Annotated in this window: 18 protein-coding genes; 10 read left to right on the top strand and 8 right to left on the bottom strand. The window is 74.6% G+C overall.

Annotated features, from left to right (window positions below):
* Positions 1 to 4: 4 nt before the first annotated feature.
* Positions 5 to 1,108, top strand: coding sequence for a glycerophosphodiester phosphodiesterase (locus tag AB0G11_RS24810; RefSeq protein WP_357588482.1), 1,104 nt, complete (start codon positions 5 to 7; stop codon positions 1,106 to 1,108).
* Positions 1,109 to 1,118: 10 nt separating this feature from the next.
* Positions 1,119 to 1,940, top strand: coding sequence for a PIG-L family deacetylase (locus tag AB0G11_RS24815; RefSeq protein ID WP_219510039.1), 822 nt, complete (start codon positions 1,119 to 1,121; stop codon positions 1,938 to 1,940).
* Here the strand turns inward: AB0G11_RS24815 and AB0G11_RS24820 are convergent.
* Positions 1,921 to 4,293 carry a DEAD/DEAH box helicase gene (locus AB0G11_RS24820; RefSeq protein ID WP_357588484.1) on the bottom strand — a complete coding sequence of 791 codons (2,373 nt, stop codon included), beginning with the start codon at positions 4,291 to 4,293 and terminating at the stop codon, positions 1,921 to 1,923. The genes AB0G11_RS24815 and AB0G11_RS24820 overlap by 20 nt on opposite strands.
* A gap of 230 nt (positions 4,294 to 4,523) precedes the next feature.
* On the opposite strand from AB0G11_RS24820, the gene AB0G11_RS24825 reads away from it, so the two are divergent.
* Positions 4,524 to 4,952 carry a hypothetical protein gene (locus AB0G11_RS24825; RefSeq protein WP_219510040.1) on the top strand — a complete coding sequence of 143 codons (429 nt, stop codon included), beginning with the start codon at positions 4,524 to 4,526 and terminating at the stop codon, positions 4,950 to 4,952.
* A gap of 50 nt (positions 4,953 to 5,002) precedes the next feature.
* On the opposite strand, the gene AB0G11_RS24830 is transcribed toward AB0G11_RS24825, so the two are convergent.
* A complete protein-coding gene (locus tag AB0G11_RS24830) occupies positions 5,003 to 5,371 on the bottom strand; it encodes a hypothetical protein (RefSeq protein ID WP_219510041.1) in 369 nt (122 codons plus the stop codon).
* Positions 5,372 to 5,533: 162 nt separating this feature from the next.
* Between AB0G11_RS24830 and AB0G11_RS24835 the strand changes: the two genes are divergently transcribed.
* Genes AB0G11_RS24835 through AB0G11_RS24860 form a run of 6 tightly spaced genes read left to right on the top strand, consistent with a single transcriptional unit; the run spans position 5,534 to position 11,576 of the window.
* Positions 5,534 to 8,320 carry a Na+/H+ antiporter subunit A gene (locus AB0G11_RS24835; protein WP_357588486.1) on the top strand — a complete coding sequence of 929 codons (2,787 nt, stop codon included), beginning with the start codon at positions 5,534 to 5,536 and terminating at the stop codon, positions 8,318 to 8,320.
* A complete protein-coding gene (locus AB0G11_RS24840) occupies positions 8,317 to 8,886 on the top strand; it encodes a Na(+)/H(+) antiporter subunit C (RefSeq protein WP_357588488.1) in 570 nt (189 codons plus the stop codon). The genes AB0G11_RS24835 and AB0G11_RS24840 overlap by 4 nt, the downstream gene beginning before the upstream one ends.
* A complete protein-coding gene (locus AB0G11_RS24845) occupies positions 8,886 to 10,436 on the top strand; it encodes a Na+/H+ antiporter subunit D (RefSeq protein ID WP_357588490.1) in 1,551 nt (516 codons plus the stop codon). The genes AB0G11_RS24840 and AB0G11_RS24845 overlap by 1 nt, the downstream gene beginning before the upstream one ends.
* Positions 10,433 to 10,972 carry a Na+/H+ antiporter subunit E gene (locus AB0G11_RS24850; protein WP_357588492.1) on the top strand — a complete coding sequence of 180 codons (540 nt, stop codon included), beginning with the start codon at positions 10,433 to 10,435 and terminating at the stop codon, positions 10,970 to 10,972. Before AB0G11_RS24845 ends, AB0G11_RS24850 begins: the two co-directional genes overlap by 4 nt.
* Positions 10,969 to 11,229: a monovalent cation/H+ antiporter complex subunit F gene (locus tag AB0G11_RS24855; protein WP_219510046.1), complete on the top strand. Its 261-nt coding sequence runs from the start codon at positions 10,969 to 10,971 to the stop codon at positions 11,227 to 11,229. The genes AB0G11_RS24850 and AB0G11_RS24855 overlap by 4 nt, the downstream gene beginning before the upstream one ends.
* A complete protein-coding gene (locus AB0G11_RS24860; protein ID WP_219510047.1) occupies positions 11,226 to 11,576 on the top strand; it encodes a monovalent cation/H(+) antiporter subunit G in 351 nt (116 codons plus the stop codon). The genes AB0G11_RS24855 and AB0G11_RS24860 overlap by 4 nt, the downstream gene beginning before the upstream one ends.
* On the opposite strand, the gene AB0G11_RS24865 is transcribed toward AB0G11_RS24860, so the two are convergent.
* Genes AB0G11_RS24865 through AB0G11_RS24885 form a run of 5 tightly spaced genes read right to left on the bottom strand, consistent with a single transcriptional unit; the run spans position 11,543 to position 16,414 of the window.
* Complete coding sequence (locus AB0G11_RS24865; protein ID WP_219510048.1) at positions 11,543 to 12,064, bottom strand: DUF6328 family protein; 522 nt, start codon at positions 12,062 to 12,064, stop codon at positions 11,543 to 11,545. The genes AB0G11_RS24860 and AB0G11_RS24865 overlap by 34 nt on opposite strands.
* A 57-nt stretch (positions 12,065 to 12,121) precedes the next feature.
* Positions 12,122 to 14,146: a xanthine dehydrogenase family protein molybdopterin-binding subunit gene (locus AB0G11_RS24870; protein ID WP_357588494.1), complete on the bottom strand. Its 2,025-nt coding sequence runs from the start codon at positions 14,144 to 14,146 to the stop codon at positions 12,122 to 12,124.
* Positions 14,143 to 15,114 (bottom strand): xanthine dehydrogenase family protein subunit M, encoded by a 972-nt coding sequence (locus AB0G11_RS24875; protein WP_357588496.1) that lies wholly within the window; start codon positions 15,112 to 15,114, stop codon positions 14,143 to 14,145. The genes AB0G11_RS24870 and AB0G11_RS24875 overlap by 4 nt, the downstream gene beginning before the upstream one ends.
* Positions 15,111 to 15,599, bottom strand: a complete 489-nt coding sequence (locus AB0G11_RS24880; RefSeq protein WP_219510051.1) for a 2Fe-2S iron-sulfur cluster-binding protein — start codon at positions 15,597 to 15,599, stop codon at positions 15,111 to 15,113. Before AB0G11_RS24880 ends, AB0G11_RS24875 begins: the two co-directional genes overlap by 4 nt.
* 35 nt (positions 15,600 to 15,634) lie before the next feature.
* On the bottom strand, positions 15,635 to 16,414 hold the full coding sequence (locus tag AB0G11_RS24885; RefSeq protein ID WP_357588498.1) for an alpha/beta hydrolase: 780 nt from the start codon (positions 16,412 to 16,414) through the stop codon (positions 15,635 to 15,637).
* A gap of 115 nt (positions 16,415 to 16,529) precedes the next feature.
* Here AB0G11_RS24885 and AB0G11_RS24890 point away from each other — a divergent pair, with 115 nt between their 5' ends.
* Positions 16,530 to 17,693, top strand: coding sequence for an acetate/propionate family kinase (locus AB0G11_RS24890; protein ID WP_357588500.1), 1,164 nt, complete (start codon positions 16,530 to 16,532; stop codon positions 17,691 to 17,693).
* Positions 17,694 to 17,702: 9 nt separating this feature from the next.
* Here AB0G11_RS24890 and AB0G11_RS24895 read toward each other — a convergent pair whose 3' ends face one another.
* Complete coding sequence (locus AB0G11_RS24895; protein WP_357588502.1) at positions 17,703 to 18,560, bottom strand: hypothetical protein; 858 nt, start codon at positions 18,558 to 18,560, stop codon at positions 17,703 to 17,705.
* Positions 18,561 to 18,728 lie beyond the last annotated feature (168 nt).

Consider the following 18,728-nt stretch of genomic DNA (forward strand, 5'->3'; position numbering starts at 1 on the left):
GCGCATGACGATGCGCGCGTTGATCGCCGGTGTGCTGGCGGTGCTGTGCGGCGGTACGGTCGCCGTCGTGGTGTTCCAGACGACTCCCGCCGCCGCCGAGCGCCGCGGCCACGACCCCCTTGTCATCGCCCACCGGGGCGCCAGCGCCCTGCGTCCCGAGCACACGCTGCTCTCCTACGAGACGGCCATCGCCCTGGGCGCCGACTACATCGAGCCCGACCTGGTCTCCACCAAGGACCACGTCCTGGTGGCCCGGCACGAGAACGAGATCTCCGGCACGACCGACGTGGCGGCCCGGCCCGAGTTCGCCTCCCGGCGGGCCACCAAGACGATCGACGGCCGCCCGGTGACCGGCTGGTTCACCGAGGACTTCACGCTGGCCGAGCTGAAGACCCTGCGCGCCAAGGAGCGGGTGCCCGACCTGCGCCCGGGCAACACGGCGTTCGACGGGCTGGCGGAGATCCCCACGTTCGAGGAGGTCGTCCGCCTCGCGCGGCGGCACGGCGTCGGCGTCTACCCCGAGACCAAGCACCCGAGCTACTTCGACTCCATCGGCCTGTCGCTGGAGGAGCCGCTGCTCGACGTGCTGGAGCGCCACCGGGTGCGCAAGGCGTACATCCAGTCGTTCGAGACCGCGAACCTGCGCGAGCTGAGCGGCCGCACGCGGCTGCCGCTCATCCAGCTCATCACGTACGGCGGCGCGCCGTACGACTGGGTGGCGGCGGGCAACGGGCGCACCTACGACGACATGGTGACGCCCGAGGGGCTGCGCGAGGTGGCCCGCTACGCCGACGGGATCGGCGTCGACACCCGCCGCGTCATCCCCGTCGGCCCGGACGGCAGGCTGCAGCAGCCCACGACGCTGGTCGCCGACGCCCACCGCAGGCGGCTGGACGTGCACGTGTGGACCGTCCGCAACGAGAACTCCCAGCTTCCCGCCGATCACCGGCTCGGCGATCCGGCCAGCCCGGTGTACGGGCGCGCGACGGGCGACGTGGCGGGCTGGCTGTCGCGGCTGCTCGACGCGGGCGTGGACGGCGCGTTCTGCGACGATCCGGGCATCGGCCGGGCGGTGGTGGCGCGCCGTTCTGTCAGCCGTGGCGAGTAGGGTCTCAGGCATGGATCAGCAGCTCACCCTCATGGTCGTGCACGCCCACCCCGACGACGAATGCCTCAGCACCGGCGGCGTCCTGGCCCGCTACGGCGAGGAGGGCATCCGCACGGTGCTGGTGACCTGCACCAACGGCGAGCAGGGCGACGGCCCCGGCGGCGTCAAGCCCGGCGACCCCGGCCACGACGCCGACGAGGTCGCCGAGCGCCGCCTGGCCGAGCTGCGCGAGTCGGTCGAGCACCTCGGGGTGGAGCACCTGGAGCTGCTCGGCTACCGCGACTCCGGCATGCAGGGCTGGGAGACCAACGAGCACCCCGAGGCGTTCGCCAACGTCGCGGTCGACGTGGCGGCGGCCCGGCTGGGCGAGCTGATGGAGCGCTACCGGCCGCAGGTCGTGGTCACCTACGACGAGACCGGCGGCAGCGGCTACTTCCACCCCGACCACGTGCAGACGCACCGCGTCACGATGGCGGCGGCCGAGAAGACCGGCATCCCGGCCAAGCTCTACCACACGGCCATCCCCCGCGCGGCGATCCAGCGCATGTTCGAGCTGATGCGCGACAGCGGCGTGGAGACCGACTTCGAGCCGTCCGACGACTTCGGCACCCCCGACGAGCTGGTGACGACCGTCGTCGACGTCACCGCGTTCACCGAGCGCAAGCTCAAGGCGCTGCGCTCGCACGAGAGCCAGGGCGAGAACATCTTCCTGCTGAAGATGCCTCAGGAGGCGCAGCAGCAGGCGTTCTCGCACGAGGCGTTCACCCGGGTGTTCAGCCGCGTCAGCGCGCCGTCGCACGAGGAGGACCTGTTCACGGGCCTGCGTCCGTAGCCGCCGGGCCGCCGGTGGCCAGGCGGAGCTGCTCCTCCTCGACGATGCGGCGGGCCAGCTCGCGCTCCGACACGTCGAGCGCCTCGGGCGTCGACTCGGCCAGCTCGCTGCGGCGGGCATAGGCGTCGAAGAGCGCCGTCTTGGCGTGCAGCAGCCGCAGCATGCGCTCGTCCACGCTGTCGGGCGACAGCAGGCGGTGGGCCTGCACGCGGCGGGCCTGGCCCATCCGGTGGGCGCGGGCCACGGCCTGGCTCTCCAGCGTGGGCTTGATCTGCGGCTCGCAGAGGATCACCACGGAGGCGGCCTGGAGGTTGAGGCCGACGCCGCCGGCCTGGATCTGGCTGAGCAGCACCGCGTGGCCGGGCGCCGCCGCGAACGCGTCGACGATCTCCTGGCGGCGCTCGGCCGGGACGCTGCCGGAGATCGGCCCGAAGCAGCCGCCGAGCTCCCCCTCCACGGCGGCGAGCACGTCGCGGAAGTAGGAGAAGACGACGACCTTGTGCCCGCCGCTGGCGGCCTCGCCGACGAGCTCGCGCAGCCGTTCGAGCTTGGCCGACTTCTCCGGCACCGCGTAGGCGGCGCGGCGCATGGCCATGAACCTGCCCGCCTCGACGGCCTCCCGGTAGGCGGCGGCGTCGGCGGCGCTGAACTCCTCCCACTCGTCCACGTGGACCAGGTCGGGCAGCTCGGTGAGCACGTCCTCCTGGTTGCGCCGCAGATAGACGGGGGCGACCGCGCGCCTGAACGCCCGCGCGCCCGCCACCGCGTCGCTCTCCCTCAGCCCGGCCAGCGCGCCCGGCTGCAGATAGCCGACGAGCGTCCGGAACTCCTCCACCCGGTTCTCCATGGGCGTCCCCGTGACGAACAGCACCCGCTCCACGCGGGCGCACCAGGCGGCGACGGCCAGCGAGCGCCGCGCCTCCGGGTTCTTCACGTAGTGGGCCTCGTCGACCACGAGCATGCCGACCGGCGGCCCACCCCCGGCCCGCTCGCCGTCGAGCCGCCGCAGCCCCTCGAACGTCGTCACCGCGACGCCGCCGCGCTCGGCCCACTCCGCCTCGGCCAGGGCGCGCTCGCCGCCGTGCAGCCGGTAGGCGCGCAACGTGCTGCGCGTCTCCACCTCGCGCACCCAGTTGACCAGGACGCTCGCCGGGCAGACGACGAGGAAGCGCGTCTCCCCCCGGGCGGCCAGGTGCGCGAGCGCCGCGATGGCCTGGACGGTCTTGCCGAGCCCCATCTCGTCGCCCAGGACGACCCGCCGCTGCGCGAGCGCGAACCGGGCGCCGAACGCCTGGTAGCCGCGGAGCGAGACGCGCAGCAGGGTGTCGTCGAGCTCCTGCCCGCGCACGCGCGCCGACAGGTCGTCGGGCAGGAACCCCTCGGCGGCGGCGCGGTCGCGCGGCTCCACGGCGGCGAGCTCGGCCAGCAGGTTGTGATACTCGGCGGCGCGCAGCTCGTAGTCGATCCACGCCTCCATGCCGCCGAGCGCGGGGCGGAGCAGGTCGGCGGTGGCCTGGTTGATCAGCAGCCGCGTCTCGGTCTCGCCCTCCAGCAGCCCGCCGATCCTCCGCACGGCCTCCGTGGCCGCCGCCCGCCGCCGCCCGCCCGCGACCAATCCCCGCCACCAGCTCGCGGCCGGCCGCGCCACCGAGACCAGCTCCCCCAGCCCTCCGGCGACACCAGAGGAGGCGCCGGTGCCGCCGGCCGCGACCCCGGGACCGGCGGGCCTCCCAGGACCGACGAACCCCCCAGGGCCGACGGTGGAGGGGGCGGGCCCCGCAGCGTCGGCCGGGCCGGTGCCGGTGGTGGCGTTGGAGGGCCCGATGGGGGTACCGGTGGGGATGCCGGTGAGGGCGTCGGCGGTGCGGCGGGCGCGGGGGAGGTCGGGGCCGGCGGCGACGAGCCGGTGGAGGGCCGTGAGCAGCGCGGTGGTCTCGGGGTCCTGCCGCTCGACGTCGATGTGGACGGTCTCGGCCGCCTCCGCCGCGCGGGCGATCTCGCGGGCGGCGGCGTGCGCCTGCGCCTGCGTGCGGGGGCCGATGCCGGGGACGCGCTGGAGCTCGTACGGGGTCGCGTCCAGCACGTCGAGGACCGTGGCGTAACCGGCGGACTCCAGGGCGCCGAGCCGCAGCCGGCCGCCGGTCGCGTCCCTGAGCCTGCTGATCGGGATGGCGCCGAGCCCCGTCCTGGCCTGGCGCCCGCGCAGCACCGACAGGGCGGCGTGCACGGCTTGGCGGGCGGCGTCGTGCTCCTGCCGCAGCGCGCCGGCCTCGCCGAGCAGCCGTGCGGCGCGGCGCAGCAGCTCGCGCACCTCGGCGCGGCCCGGCGCGATCGGGGGAAGGGGGTCGGGCATGGCCTCACTGTGCCACGCCGCCCCCACCTCCCGCGCCGCCGCCCGAGTGTCCCGCCTCCCTGCCCGCACCCGTGCGGCGCGCCGCCGCTCGTGCCGCGCACCCCGCCCGGACCCTGGCCGGACGCTGCCCGTACGGAGCGTGCCGGGTAGGTCGGGCCGGTGGGCGGGCGGTTTGGGGTGGGGGCGGGCGGGCAGGCGGTCGGGCACGGGATGGGGAACGGGGGTCGGTCATGGCGGAGTACGAGGCCACGCGGGGGATGCCGGCGGACAGCACGCTGGTGTACGGGATCGCGTCGGACGTCTCGATGGTGAACCGGTGGCTGCCGCACGGCCTGTGGGTGCGCGACAGCGGGCCGAACACGCTGGAGGCGGGCGGCGAGGTGGTGCCCGGCGAGGGCAGGCACGAGGGCCTGTTCAGCGCCTCGCCGGACCAGCTGCGGGTGGAGTGGGGCGGCCGGGACCACCCTGGTTACGCCGGCTGGCTGCAGGTGGCCGACGGGCAGAGCGGCGCCAGTGAGGTGACCGTGCACATCTCGCTCATGGACGAGCCGGGCGAGAAGACCTCGCGTGACCGGGCCGACGAGGTGCAGGCCATGCTGGAGGACGCGCTGCGCCGGCTGGCGGACGAGGTGGGCCGCCGGGTCACCGACGCGGGCTGAGGCGCGTCGGCCAGGCGCAGCGGGCTGAGGGCAGCGGCCAGGCGCAGCGGTCAGGCGTCCTCGCGGCCGGGGTTCTCCAGCCGGAAGAAGTTGCTCTGCTTGCCGTCCTTCTTGTGCTCCTGGTAGATGAAGTTGAGCCCGCGCTCGTCGAAGGTGCGGAACCAGTCGTCCCAGGAGATCTCCTCCAGGTCGTCGCCGCCGTAGCCGGGGAAGTCGAACCGGAGCACCCCGGCCCGCCCGTCGTGCTCGGTGCCGGGGACGGTGGCGGGGCGGGCGCCGCGCTCGTCGGCCCACTTGCGGATCACGTCGTGGTCGGTGGTGATGAGGCTGCGGCCGGGCCGTTCCTCGTGCTCGCCGGTGGAGCCGATCTCCTGCTCGTACTTGTGCTCGCCCTCGACGGGGCGGTTCTGCTCGGACATGGCGCTTCTCCCCCTGTTGTCGTGCCCCTCCCGATACCCGTGGCTGTGGGCGGCATGTTCATGGGCTGGTGAGGTTCCGGTCAACCCGGGTCGCGCCTGCTCCGTGCCGGGTCCGGCAGGCGGGAGATTGGGGGAAGTGCCCACGCCTGTCCCGAGGAGACCATGGAGTCGCTGCTCATCCTGCACGCGGCAGCCGCCCTCTGCGCTCCTTGGCTGACCCGGCTGCTGGGGAGGGACGCGTTCCCGCTGCTCGCGCTGGCTCCGGCGGCCGGCTTCTGCTATTCGCTGTGGGTGCTGGCCTCGGGGGTGCCGGAGGTGTCGAGCTCGTCGTGGGCGCCGGCGCTGGGGCTGTCGCTGTCGTTCCGCGCCGACGAGCCGGGCCTGCTGATGATGGCGCTGGTGACGGGGGTGGGGCTGCTGGTCATGGTCTACAGCTCGCGCTACTTCCCGGCGGGCGAGGCGGGGCTGTCCAGGTTCGGCGGGTTCATGCTGGCGTTCGCGGGGGCGATGCTGGGGCTGGTCATGGCCGACGACCTGTTCCTGCTGTACGTGTTCTGGGAGCTGACGACGGTCTTCTCGTGGCTGCTGATCGGCTACGACCCGGAGAGCCGGGCGAGCAGGCGGGCGGCGATGAAAGCGCTGACGCTGACGACGCTGGGCGGGCTGGCGATGCTGGCCGGGTTCGTGGTGATCGGGCAGGCGGCGGGCACGTACCGGCTCTCGGCGATCGTGGCGGACCCGCCGCGGGGCGGGCCGGTGGCGGCGGGCCTGGTCCTGGTGCTGGCGGGGGCGCTGGCGAAGTCGGCGATCTTCCCGTTCAGCACGTGGCTGCCGGCGGCGATGGCGGCGCCGACGCCGGTCTCGGCGTATCTGCACGCGGCGGCGATGGTCAAGGCGGGCGTCTACCTGCTGGCCAGGCTGGCGCCCGCGTTCGGGGACGTGCCGGTGTGGCGGGCGGTGGCGGTGCCGCTGGGCGTGCTGACGATGGTGCTGGGCGGCTGGCGGGCGCTGCGGGAGACGGATCTGAAGCGGCTGCTCGCGTACGGGACGGTGAGCCAGCTCGGCTTCCTGACGATCCTGTTCGGGATGGGCACCCGGGACGCGGCGCTGGCCGGGGTGGCGATGCTGCTGGCGCACGCGCTGTTCAAGGCGGCGCTGTTCCTGGTGGTGGGCGCGGTGGACCACGCGGCGGGCACGCGGGACCTGAACCGGCTGAGCGGGCTGTGGCGGTCGGCGCCGTGGCTGTGCGCGGCGGCGGTGCTGGCGGGCGCGTCGATGGCGGGGGTGCCGCCGCTGGTGGGGTTCGTGGCGAAGGAGGCGGCGCTGGAGTCGCTGCTGACGTGGGAGACCTTCGACACGCTGGCGCTGGCGGGGGTGGTGGCCGGCTCGGCGCTGACCGTCGCGTACACGCTGCGGTTCCTGTGGGGGGCGTTCGGCACGAAGCGGGGGCTGCGGCCGTCGCGGGCGCATCGCACGCCGGCGGCGATGTTCGCGCCGGCGGCGCTGCTGTCGGCGCTGGGGCTGGCGCTGGCGCCGCTGGCGGGCGTGTACGACGCGGCCGTGTCGGGCTACACGGGCTCCTTCCGTGACGCGGGGCACGGCACGCATCTGGCGCTGTGGACGGGCGCGGTGGTGCCGCTGCTGCTGTCGCTGCTGATCTTCGCCGTGGGCGGGCTGCTGTTCTGGGCGCGGCGGCCGGTGGCGCGGATCGGCGCGGCGTTGCAGTTCGCCGACTCGGCCACGCTGTTCTGGACGGTGATGCGGCGGCTGGACCTGTTCGCGATCCAGACGACCGGCATCGTCCAGCGCGGCTCGGTGCCGGACTACCTGCTGATCACGCTGGCGTCGGTGGCGGCGCTCGGCCTGTTCTCCTTCCTGTACGTGACGCCGCCGGACCTGGATCTGCGGATCGTCGCCTGGCAGCAGCCGGAGCAGCCGTTCGTCGTGGTGCTGATGGTCGCGGCGGCCGCGCTGGCGCTGGCCGCGCGCGCGTACGTGCTGCTCGCGGTGGTGACCGGGCTGACCGGGTACGGGACGGCGCTGCTGTTCCTGGCGCACGGCTCTCCTGACCTGGCGCTGACGCAGTTCCTGGCCGAGACGCTGAGCCTGGTGGTGTTCGCGCTGGTGCTGCGGCGGCTGCCGATCGAGCCGGTCCAGGCGCGGCTGCGCTTCCCGTTCCGGCTGGCGATCGGGCTGGTGGTGGGGACGGTGACGGCGGGCGCGGGGATGCTGGCGATGGAGGCGCGGCAGGCCGAGCCCGTCGGCGGGCTGATGGCGGGGGCGGCCGAGCGGGCCGGGGCGCACAACATCGTCAGCGCGCTGCTGCTGGACATCCGCGCCTGGGACACGCTGGGCGAGAGCACCGTGCTCGTCGTGCTCACGCTGGGCGTCACGAGCCTGGTGTTCCTGCGGCGCACCTCGTACACGATCGAGCGGGACGAGGGCGGCACGGCCCGGCCGCCGGGGCGGCCGCACTGGCTGAGCTCGGCGCTGCCCCGGGGGGAGCGGGCGCTGGCGTTCGAGGTGGCGGCGCGGCTGACGTTCCACACGGTGCTGGTGCTGTCGGTCTACCTGCTGCTCGTCGGGCACAGCCTGGTGGGCGGCGGGTTCGCGGGCGGCATCGTGGCCGGGCTGGCGATCACCGTGCGCTACCTGGCGGGCGGCCGGTACGAGCTGGCGGCGGCGGTGCCGGTGCACGCGGGCGTGCTGCTGGGCGCGGGGCTGACGCTGTCGACCGGCACCGCGCTGGCAGGGCTGCTGTCGAGCGGCGCGGCGCTGACGATGCTGGCCGCCGACGTGACGGTGCCGCTGCTCGGCACCCTGCACCTGTCCACGAACCTGCTGTTCGACCTCGGCGTGTACGTGACCGTGATCGGGATGGTGCAGGACGTGCTGCGCGCGCTGGGCGCCGAGCTCGACCGTCAGATCGAGAAGGAGAACGCCTCGTGACGATCCCGCTGCTGCCGTTCGCCGCCTCCGGGGTGCTGATCGCCACCGGGGTGACGCTGATGCTGGAGCGGAGCCTGGTCCGGCTGCTGGCCGGCGTGGTGATGCTGGGCAACGGGGTGAACCTGCTCATCGTCACCTCCAGCGGCAGCCCGGGCAGCCCGCCGATCCTGGGCCGGTTCCCGCAGGAGGAGATGGCCGACCCGCTCCCGCAGGCGATGGTGCTGACCGCGATCGTCATCACGCTGGGCGTGACCGCGTTCCTGCTGGCGATGGTGCACCGGTCGTGGCAGCTCACCGGCAGCGACGAGGTGCAGGACGACACCGAGGACCGGCGGGTGCGGCTGCGCGCGCGGGCGGGCGAGCTGAGCGAGGCGGTGCGGCGCAGGCAGGAGGAGTACCGGCGGCTGCTGGCCGAGGAGCGGGTGCAGCGGCCCACGGAGAAGGAGGCCCGGCGGCGGCTGCGGCTGCGGCGGCGCGAGGCGCTGCGGCTGATGCGGCACGCCATCCGGCAGGAGCGGGCGCGGCAGGCGCTGGCGCTGGACCCGGAGCTGGAGGGCGACGACTGATGGAGAGCCTCGTCGCGGTGCCGGTGCTGCTGCCGCTGCTGGCGGCCGGTGTGAAGCTGGCGATCGGCGCGCGGCTGCGCCATCTGCAGTCGCTCATCAGCATCGTGACGCTGACGATCACGGCCGTGGTGTCGCTGGTGCTGCTCGTGGAGGTGGACGCTCACGGGCCGGTGGTCACCGAGCTGGGCGGCTGGGAGTCGCCGCTGGGCATCTGCCTGGTGGCCGACCGGCTGTCGACGCTGATGCTGGTGGTCTCGACGCTGGTGACGCTGTGCGTGATGGTGTACGCGGTGGGCGGCGCGTACGCCGACCAGGAGCACGACGCGCCCATGGCGATCTTCAATCCGGCGTTCCTGGTGATGGTGGCGGGGGTGGCGGACGCGTTCCTGTCGGGTGACCTGTTCAACCTGTTCGTGGCGTTCGAGATGCTGCTGAGCGGCTCGTACGTGCTGCTGACGTTCGGCGGCACCCAGTCGCGCATCCGAGCGGGGGCCACGTACACGGTGATGGGGCTGGCCTCGTCGATGCTGTTCCTCATCGCGCTGGCCGTCACGTACGCGGCGACGGGGACGCTGTCGTTCGCGCAGCTCGCCGAGCGGTTCGGGCCGCTGGACACGCACGTGAAGCTGCTGATCGAGCTGACGCTGCTGCTCGCGTTCGCGATCAAGGCGGCGATCTTCCCGCTGTCGGCGTGGCTGCCGGACTCCTATCCGACGGCGCCCGCCCCGGCGACCGCGGTGTTCGCCGGGCTGCTCACCAAGGTCGGCGTGTACGCGATCATCCGGCTGGAGGCGCTGCTGTTCCCCGGCGGGCCGGTGGCGACGCTGCTGATGTGGGTGGCCCTGGCGACGATGCTGGTGGGGGTGCTGGGCGCGGTCGCGCAGACCGACATCAAGCGGGTGTTCTCCTTCACGCTGGTCAGCCACATCGGCTACATGGTGTTCGGGGTGGCGCTGTCGACCGTGCAGGGGCTCAGCGGGGCGATCTTCTACGTGGTGCACCACATCACGGTCACGACCGGGCTGTTCCTGGTGGCGGGGCTGATCGAGCGGCGGGCCGGCACCACGCGGGTGGAGCGGCTGGGCGGGCTGATGACGGCCACGCCGCTGATCGCGCTGCTGTATCTGATCCCGGCGCTGAACCTGTCGGGCATCCCGCCCATGTCGGGCTTCCAGGGCAAGCTGGCGCTCATCCAGGCCGGGCTCGCCGACGGCAGCCCGCTGGCGCTGCTGCTGGTCGCGGGCAGCCTGACGACGAGCCTGCTCACCCTGTACGCGGTGGCCAAGGTGTGGGGCAAGGCGTTCTGGCGGGCGCCGGAGCCGTCGGTCACCGGGACGGTGGTGGAGAGCGACGAGTCCACCGGCGAGGACCCGGTGGTGACCACGACCACGATGCCGCTGACGCTCGTCGGGTCCACGGCGGCGCTGGTGGTGCTCGGGCTGTCGTACACGCTGCTCGCCGGGCCGCTGTCGGCGCTGACCGACCGGGCCGCCGCCGAGCTCATGTCCCGGGGGCCGTACGTCTCCGCCGTGCTGGGGAGGGGCGAGTGACGTCGAGGCTGCTCACGCCGAGGGTGTTCGGCAGGCCGGTGCCGGTGCCGCTGGTGGCGTGGCTGACGCTGGTCTGGGTGATGCTGTGGGGCAGCGTGTCGCCGCTCACGCTGGCGGGCGGGGTGGTGGCGGGGGCTCTGGTGGTGTGGCTGCTGCCGCTGCCGGTGCTCGACCCGGGCATCCGGCTGTGGCCGGTCGCTTTCGTGCGGTTCGCGGCGTGGTTCGGGCTGGACCTGGTGACCTCGACGGTGCGGGTGGTGTTCTGGGTGCTGCATCCGGGGCCGCCGCCGACGGGCGTGGTCCGGGCGCCGCTGCGCACCTCGTCCGAGTCGATGATCATGATGGTGATGGTGGCGGTGTCGACCGTGCCGGGGAGCCTGGTGCTGGAGTACCTGCCGGAGCGGCGCGAGCTGGTGCTGCACCTGCTGGGGCGGCGCGGGGACCTGGACGAGATCGGCCGGGCGGAGGTGGCCGGGCTGGAGTCGCGCATCGTCCGGGCGTTCGGCACCTCGGCCGACCGGGAGGAGCTGGGATGACTGCGGTTTATGTGGTGACGCTGGCGCTGCTCGCCTGCGGGGCCGCTGCGGCGCTCTACCGGGTGGCGCGCGGGCCGTCGATGCTGGACCGGGCGGTGTCGCTGGACGTGCTGACGTCGCTGGCGATGTGCGGGCTGGGCGCGTTCGCGGCGGTCACGGACGACTACTCGGACGTCCCGATCCTGCTGGTGCTGTCGCTGCTCGGGTTCGTCGGGTCGGTGTCGATCGCCCGCTTCTTCCCCGGCCGGTCGCGGTGAGCGTGCTGGACGTGGCGGCGGCCGCGTGCCTGCTCACCGGGGCGGTGCTGGCACTGTCGGCGGGGGCCGGGCTGATGCGCTTCCGCAACACCCTCGACCGCATGCACGCCGGCACCAAGCCGCAGGTGCTGAGCGTGCTGCTGGTGCTGCTGGCGATGTGGCTGCGCGAGCCCACCCTGTGGCTCGCCGGGCCGCTGCTGATCGTCGGCGTGTCCCAGGTGATCACGGTGTCGGTGGCCGCGTACGTGATCGCCAGGGCGGCCCACCGCCGCCGAGCCCCCGAGGACGACGACGGCACCGCGCTGCCGCCCGATCACTCCCCCGCGCCGGGCCGGGAGCGGCGCTGAGACCCGCCGTCGTCCCCGTTGGAGTTGTGCCGGTCGATGGCCGGCTGGGCGAACCACGCCCACGCCGCCAGCGCCGCGACGACCCCCGCCGTGCCCCAGGCGAGCGCCGAGTCGAACAGGAAGTCCACGACCAGCATCGTCGCCGCCGTCATCGACATGGCCAGCGCCAGCGCCCCGGCGATCCCGTAGAAGTTGGAGCGCCGCACCAGCCGCTCCTTCATGCCCTGCCGGAACAGCACCCGGTGCTGGTTGGCGGGCGCGATGTAGCAGATCGACGCGATCGCCGCGCTGACCAGCGCCACGTAGAACAGCCACCGGTCGAACGCGCTCAGCCGGACGAACCCCTGCGAGAACGGCACCGTCAACAGGAACGCGAACAGCACCTGCACCCCGGTGACCGCCACGCGGGCGCCCTGCAGCAGCTCGACGAAATTACGGTCGGCCCGCTCCTGCCGGGTCTCCCTGTCCTGCTCCGGCACCTGTTCCATACCCGCCCTCCCTGACCTCGCGCCTGCCGGGGATCTCCTCTTCCTTGAGGAAGCGGGTCAAAACCCCGCCAGCAGCTTGGCCGGGGTGATCGGCAGGTCACGGACCCGGACGCCGGTGGCGTGGTGGACCGCGTTGCCGATGGCGGCGGCCGTGCCGACGATGCCGATCTCGCCGATGCCCTTGGCGCCCATCGGGTTGAGGTGCGGGTCGTCCTCGTCGATCCAGTACGCGCGCACGTCCGGCACGTCGGCGCACGCCGGGACGTGATACTGGGCCAGGTCGTGGTTGCCGAACCCGCCGAACTCCGCGTCGGTGACGCTCTCCTCCATGAGCGCCATGCCCAGCCCCATCGTCATGCCGCCGACGAACTGGGAGCGGGCCAGGTCGGGGTCGATGACGCGGCCGGCGGCGAACACGCCGAGCAGCCTCGGCACCCGCACCTCGCCGGTGTCCGGGTCGACGCGCACCTCGGCGAACTGCGCTCCGAACGCGTGCCTGGCGTAGTCGCCGCCCCTCCCCGCCTCCCCGGCGGTGTCGGCGGCGCCGTGCTTCCCGTCGCGCAGCAGCTCCTCGCAGGCCCGTACGACGGCCGAGCCCCACGAGGCCAGGCCCATCGAGCCGCCGGCGAGCGGCGCGGCGGGCAGGTCGCTGTCGCCGAGCTCGACCCGCACCCGGCCGGCGGGCACGTCGAGGGCGCCGGCGGCGATGGCGGTGAGCGCCGTGCGGGCGCCGGTGCCGATGTCGGCGGCGGCGAGCCTGATCACGAAGGCGCCGTCCTCGGCGGTGGCGGTGGCCTGGGAGGGCCTGGTCATGGCCGGGTAGGTGGAGGCGGCGACGCCGGTGCCGACCAGCCAGCGGCCGTCGCGCCGGACCCCGGGCGCCGGGTCGCGCCCCTCCCAGCCGAACCGGCGGGCGCCCTCGCGCAGGCAGGCCACCAGGTTGCGGGAGCTGAACGGCAGCCCGCCCTCCGGCTCGGCGTCCGGCTCGTTGATCACGCGCAGCTCGATCGGGTCGATCCCGGCGGCCACGGCCAGCTCGTCCATCGCCGACTCCAGCGCGTACATGCCGGGGCACTCGCCGGGGGCGCGCATCCACGAGGGGCTGGCGACGTCCAGGCGGACCAGCCGGTGCGCGGTGCGCAGCGCCGGCGTGGCGTACATGGTGCGGGCGGGCACGGCGGCCTGCTCGGCGAACTCGACGAGCGTCGAGCTCTGCACGCGCACCTCGTGGTCGAGCGCGGTCAGCCGGCCGGTCGCGTCGCAGCCGAGGCGCAGCCGGTGCATGGTGGGCGTGCGGTAGCCGGTGACGTCGAAGAGCTGCTGCCGGGTGAGCGCGATCTTGACCGGGCGGCCGGTGGCGCGGGCGGCGAGCGCGGCGAGTATCGCGTGCGGCCGGGTGGTGCCCTTGGACCCGAAGCCGCCGCCGACGTGCCGCGACACGACGCGCACGCGTTCCGGCGGCAGGCCGAGCGTGCGCGCGATGGTGTCGCGGTCGGCGGCGGCGCCCTGGGTGGAGTCGTAGACGGTCAGCCGGTCGCCGTCCAGGACGGCCAGGGCGGCGTGCGGCTCCATCGGGTTGTTGTGCAGCGGCGGAGTGCTGTAGGTGACGTCCACGGTGACGGCGGCGCCGTCGAGCCCGGCGGTCACGTCGCCCTTCACGGTGTCGGCGGGGAAGGCCGGGTTGACCTTCTCCGGCCGGTAGAGGCCGGGGTGGTCGGCGCGCAGCAGCACGTCGTGCGGCTCGGCCGCGTAGGTGACGCGGACGGCACGGGCGGCGGCGCGGGCGTTCTCGTAGGTGTCGGCGACGACGGCGGCGACGATCTGCCCCCGGTAGGCGACGTCCCGGCTGCTGAACAGGCGCAGCTCGGGGTCGGCGTCGCCGGCCAGGTCCGGCGGGTCGTCGCTGGACAGCACGGCCAGCACGCCGGGCATCGCGCGGGCCGCCTCGGCGTCGATCGCGGTGACGCGGCCCTTGGCGATCCCGGACTGGACGGCGTAGGCGTGGGCGACGCCGTCCACGGGGTACTCGGCGGCGTAGAGGGCTCGGCCGGTGACCTTGTCCCGGCCTTCGACACGGTTCACGGGGTCAGCTCCTTCAGCGCGCGCACGATCACGTTGCGGGCCATCGGCACCTTGTAGGCGTTGCGCGGCAGCGGCCTGGCCTGGTCGAGCTCGGCCTCGGCGGCGCGGGCGTAGGACTCCTCGCCGGCGGGGGCGCCGAGCAGCGCGGCCTCGGCGCGGGCGGCGCGCCAGGGCGCGTGGGCGACGCCGCCGAGCGCGAGCCGGACGCCGGTGACGATGCCGTCGGCGCCGACGTCGAGCGCGGCGGCGACCGACACCAGCGCGAACGCGAACGAGGCGCGCTCGCGCACCTTGAGGTAGGCCGAGCGGCCGGGCGGCGGGGGCGGCAGCTCCACGGCGGTGATCAGCTCGCCGGGCTCCAGCACGGTGTCTCGCTCGGGCTCGTCGCCGGGCAGCCGGTGCAGGCCGGGCATCGGCAGCACGCGCGAGCCGGCCGGGCCGGTCACGTGCACGCGGGCGTCGAGCGCGGCCAGCGCCACCGCCATGTCCGACGGGTGCGTGGCCACGCACGCCTCCGAGTGGCCGAGCACGGCCAGGTGGGAGTGGTCGCCGGGGATGGCCGGGCAGCCGGAGCCCGGCCGCCGCTTGTTGCACGGCTTGGAGACGTCCTGGAAGTACGGGCAGCGGGTGCGCTGCAGCAGGTTGCCGCCGACGGTCGCCAGGTTGCGGATCTGCCCGGACGCGCCCGACAGCACGGCCCTGGCGAGCATCGGGTAGCGGGCCAGCACCAGCGGGTGCGTGCCGAGGTCGCTGTTGCGCACGGCCGCGCCGACGCGCAGCCCGTCGCCGGCCGCCTCGACGCGGTCCAGCGGCAGCCTGCTGACGTCGACCAGGCGCTCGGGCTCGGCCACGCCGAGCCGCATGAGGTCCACCAGGTTCGTGCCGCCGCCCAGGTACATGTCGCCGGGCCGGAAACCCGCCACCGCGGCGGCCGGGTCGGCGGCGCGCGTGTACTCGAACGCCTTCACCGCGCCACCTCCGCGATCGCGGCCACGATGCCCTGGTAGGCGCCGCACCGGCACAGGTTGCCGCTCATCCGCTCGCGGATCTCCCCGGCGGTCAGCTCGGGCTCGGCGGTCAGGTCCTCGGTGACGGCGCTGGGCCCGCGCTCGGCCAGCATCCCGGCGGCCGAGCAGAGCTGCCCGGGGGTGCAGTAGCCGCACTGGAAGGCGTCGTGCGCGATGAACGCCTCCTGGAGCGGGTGCGGCGCGCCGTCGCCGGCCAGCCCCTCGACCGTCGTCACGGCCTGCCCGTCGCAGGCCACGGCCAGGAGCAGGCAGGCGTTGGCCCGCCGCCCGTCCAGCAGCACCGTGCAGGCGCCGCACTGGCCGTGGTCGCAGCCCTTCTTCGAGCCGGTCAGCCCGAGCCGTTCGCGCAGCAGGTCGAGCAGCGAGGTGCGGGGATCCACGGGCAGCGTGCGCTCGTCTCCGTTCACGCGCAGGGTGATCTCCATGGCCGCTCGACTACCCGGGCGCCGCCGGGGACAAGCTACTCGTCCAGGAAATTCTGGATGACCCTGGCGAACGCCTCGGCCTGAAACTCCAGCGGCACCATGCCGCCCTCGATCACCGCCGTCCGCGCGCCGGGCAGCCGCCCCGCCAGCGCCTTCAGCTCCGGGAAGGCGTACGGGTCGGCCGACGCGCCGACGACCAGCACCGGGCAGCGGATCAGCCCGAGCCGGTCCTCCATCCGGTACGCGGCGACCGCCCGGTGCCCGAGCTCCACGTCGGGCCAGACGGCCAGCGCGTCACGCACGAACCGGGCCAGCAGGTCGGGCCGCTCCGGCGGGTAGAAGCCGGCGCGGCCCGCCCACAGCGCGGTCAGGTGCGAGCCGTCGGCGCTCTCCTCGGCGTGGTCGACCGGCGGCCTCTCGCGCCGCACCCGCCTGCCCTCGGCGTCGACGAGCGGCGTGGACGACAGCACCAGCGCGGTGACCCGCTCCCGGGCCCGGCTCGCCGCCTCGATCGCGATCACGCCACCGGTGTGGTGCCCGGCGATCGCGGCGCGCTCCAGGCCGAGCGCGTCCATCAGGGCGAGCACGCCGCCCGCGTACGCCTCGACGGAGTGCTCGGGCGGCGACGCCGAGGCGCCGAACCCGAGCGTGTCCATGGCGACGGCCCGGCGCGTGCGCCCGAGCAGCGGCAGCACCTCGCGGTACTCGTCCCACGACCGGGGTGACTGGTGCAGCAGCAGGACGGGTTCGCCCCGCCCGCACGAGGCGTAGTGGATCTGTCCGAACGGCGTGCCGGCATACCCGAACTCGATCATTCGCGGCCCTTCCTGGCGACGTGCTCCCCCGGCAGCGTAAAGGGCGGGCCAGGGCATGTGTCACGCCATGCCTCACGGGTAGCGCCGACGGGGACGGCGATCGGCGGGGAGGGACATGACGGCGCAGGTGTGGGACGGCGGCCCGGCGGCGGTGCTGACCGTGAACGCGGGGTCGTCCAGCCTCCGCCTCGACCTGGTCGACGGCGGCAGCGTCGTCGACAGCGCGCACGCCGAGCGCGCCATGGAGCCGGACGCCGCCCGCGAGGAGCTGTCCGCCTTCCTCGGCCGCCACCTGGACCGCGACGTCGCGGCCGTCGCGCACCGGCTGGTGCACGGCGGCGACCTGGTGCGCGCCCCGGTGGTCGCCGACGACGAGCTGGCGCGCGGGCTGCGCGAGCTGACCGGGCTGGCGCCGCTGCACCTGCCGCCCGCGCTGGCGCTGCTGGACGCGGCCCGCGAGCTGCTGCCCGCCGTGCCGCACGTGCTCTGCCCCGACACCGCCTTCCACGCCGCCCTGCCCGACGCCGCCGCCGTCTACCCGCTGCCGCGGCCCTGGCGGGAGCGCTACGGGCTGCGCCGCTACGGCTTCCACGGCCTGTCGTACGCGTGGGCGTCGGGCCGCGCCGCCGAACTGCTCGGCCGGCCGGTCGCCGACCTCGGCCTGGTGCTGGCGCACCTGGGCGGCGGGGCGTCGGTGTGCGCGGTGTCGGGCGGGCGCAGCCTGGACACCTCGATGGGCTTCACGCCGCTCGACGGGCTGCCGATGAGCAAGCGGTCCGGCGCGGTCGACCCCGGGATGCTGCTGTGGCTGCTGGAGGACGGCCGGCTCACGCCGGACGAGCTGCGCCGCGGCCTGGAACGCGAGTCGGGGCTGCTGGGGCTGTCCGGCGGGCGTTCCGGCGACACCCGCGACCTGGTGGCGGCCGAGCGGGACGGCGACCGGGCGGCCGGGCTCGCGCTGGAGGTGTTCTGCCACCGGGTCAGCAGGGAGATCGCCGCCGCGGCCACGTCGCTGGACCGCCTGGACGCGCTGGTGTTCACCGGGGAGATCGGCTGGGACCAGCCGGAGGTGCGCGAGGCGGTCTGCCGCAGGCTGGGGCTGCTCGGCGTGGCGACGCCGGTGCGCGGCAACCGGGCCGACGACGGCCCGGTCAGCGCCCCCGGCGCGGCCGTCCCGGTGCTGGTCGTCGAGGTGCACGAGGAGCTGCAGCTCGCCCGCGAGTGCCTGCGCGAGCTGTACGGGCCCGTCGCGCCGCAGGAGGCCGACCGCGGCCCGTGAACCCGGTGATCACGTGTGGGCCTCGCCCAGATCCGTCCAGTCGCGTCCCGGGGCGCGCCCGCGCCACCCGGCCAGCAGCTCGGCCGCCCGAGACGGCGGCGCCGCCAGCCACATCCGCTGGGTTCCGCCCTCGGCGGCGTGCCGCTCCTGCTCCACACTGCCCTCGCTGCAACAGGCGCACAGCACCCGCACGTTCCCGGCCGGCTCGGCGCCCAGCCCGGCCGCCGCGAACAGCTCCACCAGCTCCACCACGTCCGCGCCGCTCCCCGTGACGGTGACCGACAGCGTCGGCAGGTCGGACGTCGCCCACAGCATCAGCTCGTCGAACACCGGATAGCGCACCCCCTCCACCACCCGCTCGCCGCTGGGCGCGCCGTCGTGCAGCACGATCTCGCCGAACCTGCGGTCGGCCGCCAGCGGCACGCTGACGACCCTGGCCCGCGCCGGGCACACCCGCCGCACCCACACCACCTCCGGCTCGCCGTCCGGCTCCAGCCGCACGCACGCCATACCGAGATCGGCGTCGATCTCCCCCTCGCCCGGCGGCAGCGTCAGACCGTAGCCGGCCCAGGCGTCCCTGGCGGTCGCCCAGTCACGCATGATCGTGGCGGCGATGCCGAGGTTCCAGAACGCCGGCTCCTGCTCGCCGCGCGGATAGCGGGCCGCCGCCTCCTTGCCGATCTCGTACGCGTGCGCCCAGTCCTTGCGGAACTTGTGCGCCAGCGCCAGGTCGAACCACCACGCCGGGCTCCGCTCGCCGTCGGGCTCCAGCGCCACCAGCTCGGTCAGGCCCCGCACCGCGCCGTCCCAGTCCTCGCGGTCCCACGCGGCGTACGCCGCCCGCTCCAGCTCGCCCGGCGCCGTCATGTGCGCTTCCCTTCCCGTCAGCGATCTGATCGCCCGACGTCATGGCAACCATCTCCCGATATGCGGCTGTGCGGCAACATCGCGTAACCTGGTGCCATGTCGACGCCCCGAGTTTCCTAGCTGAGGACCCGCTTCCACGCCAGAAGTGTGTCCTCAGCTTTCTCGGAG

Source organism: Nonomuraea sp. NPDC023979, from assembly GCF_040639085.1.
GTDB classification, from domain to species: Bacteria; Actinomycetota; Actinomycetes; order Streptosporangiales; family Streptosporangiaceae; genus Nonomuraea; species Nonomuraea ceibae.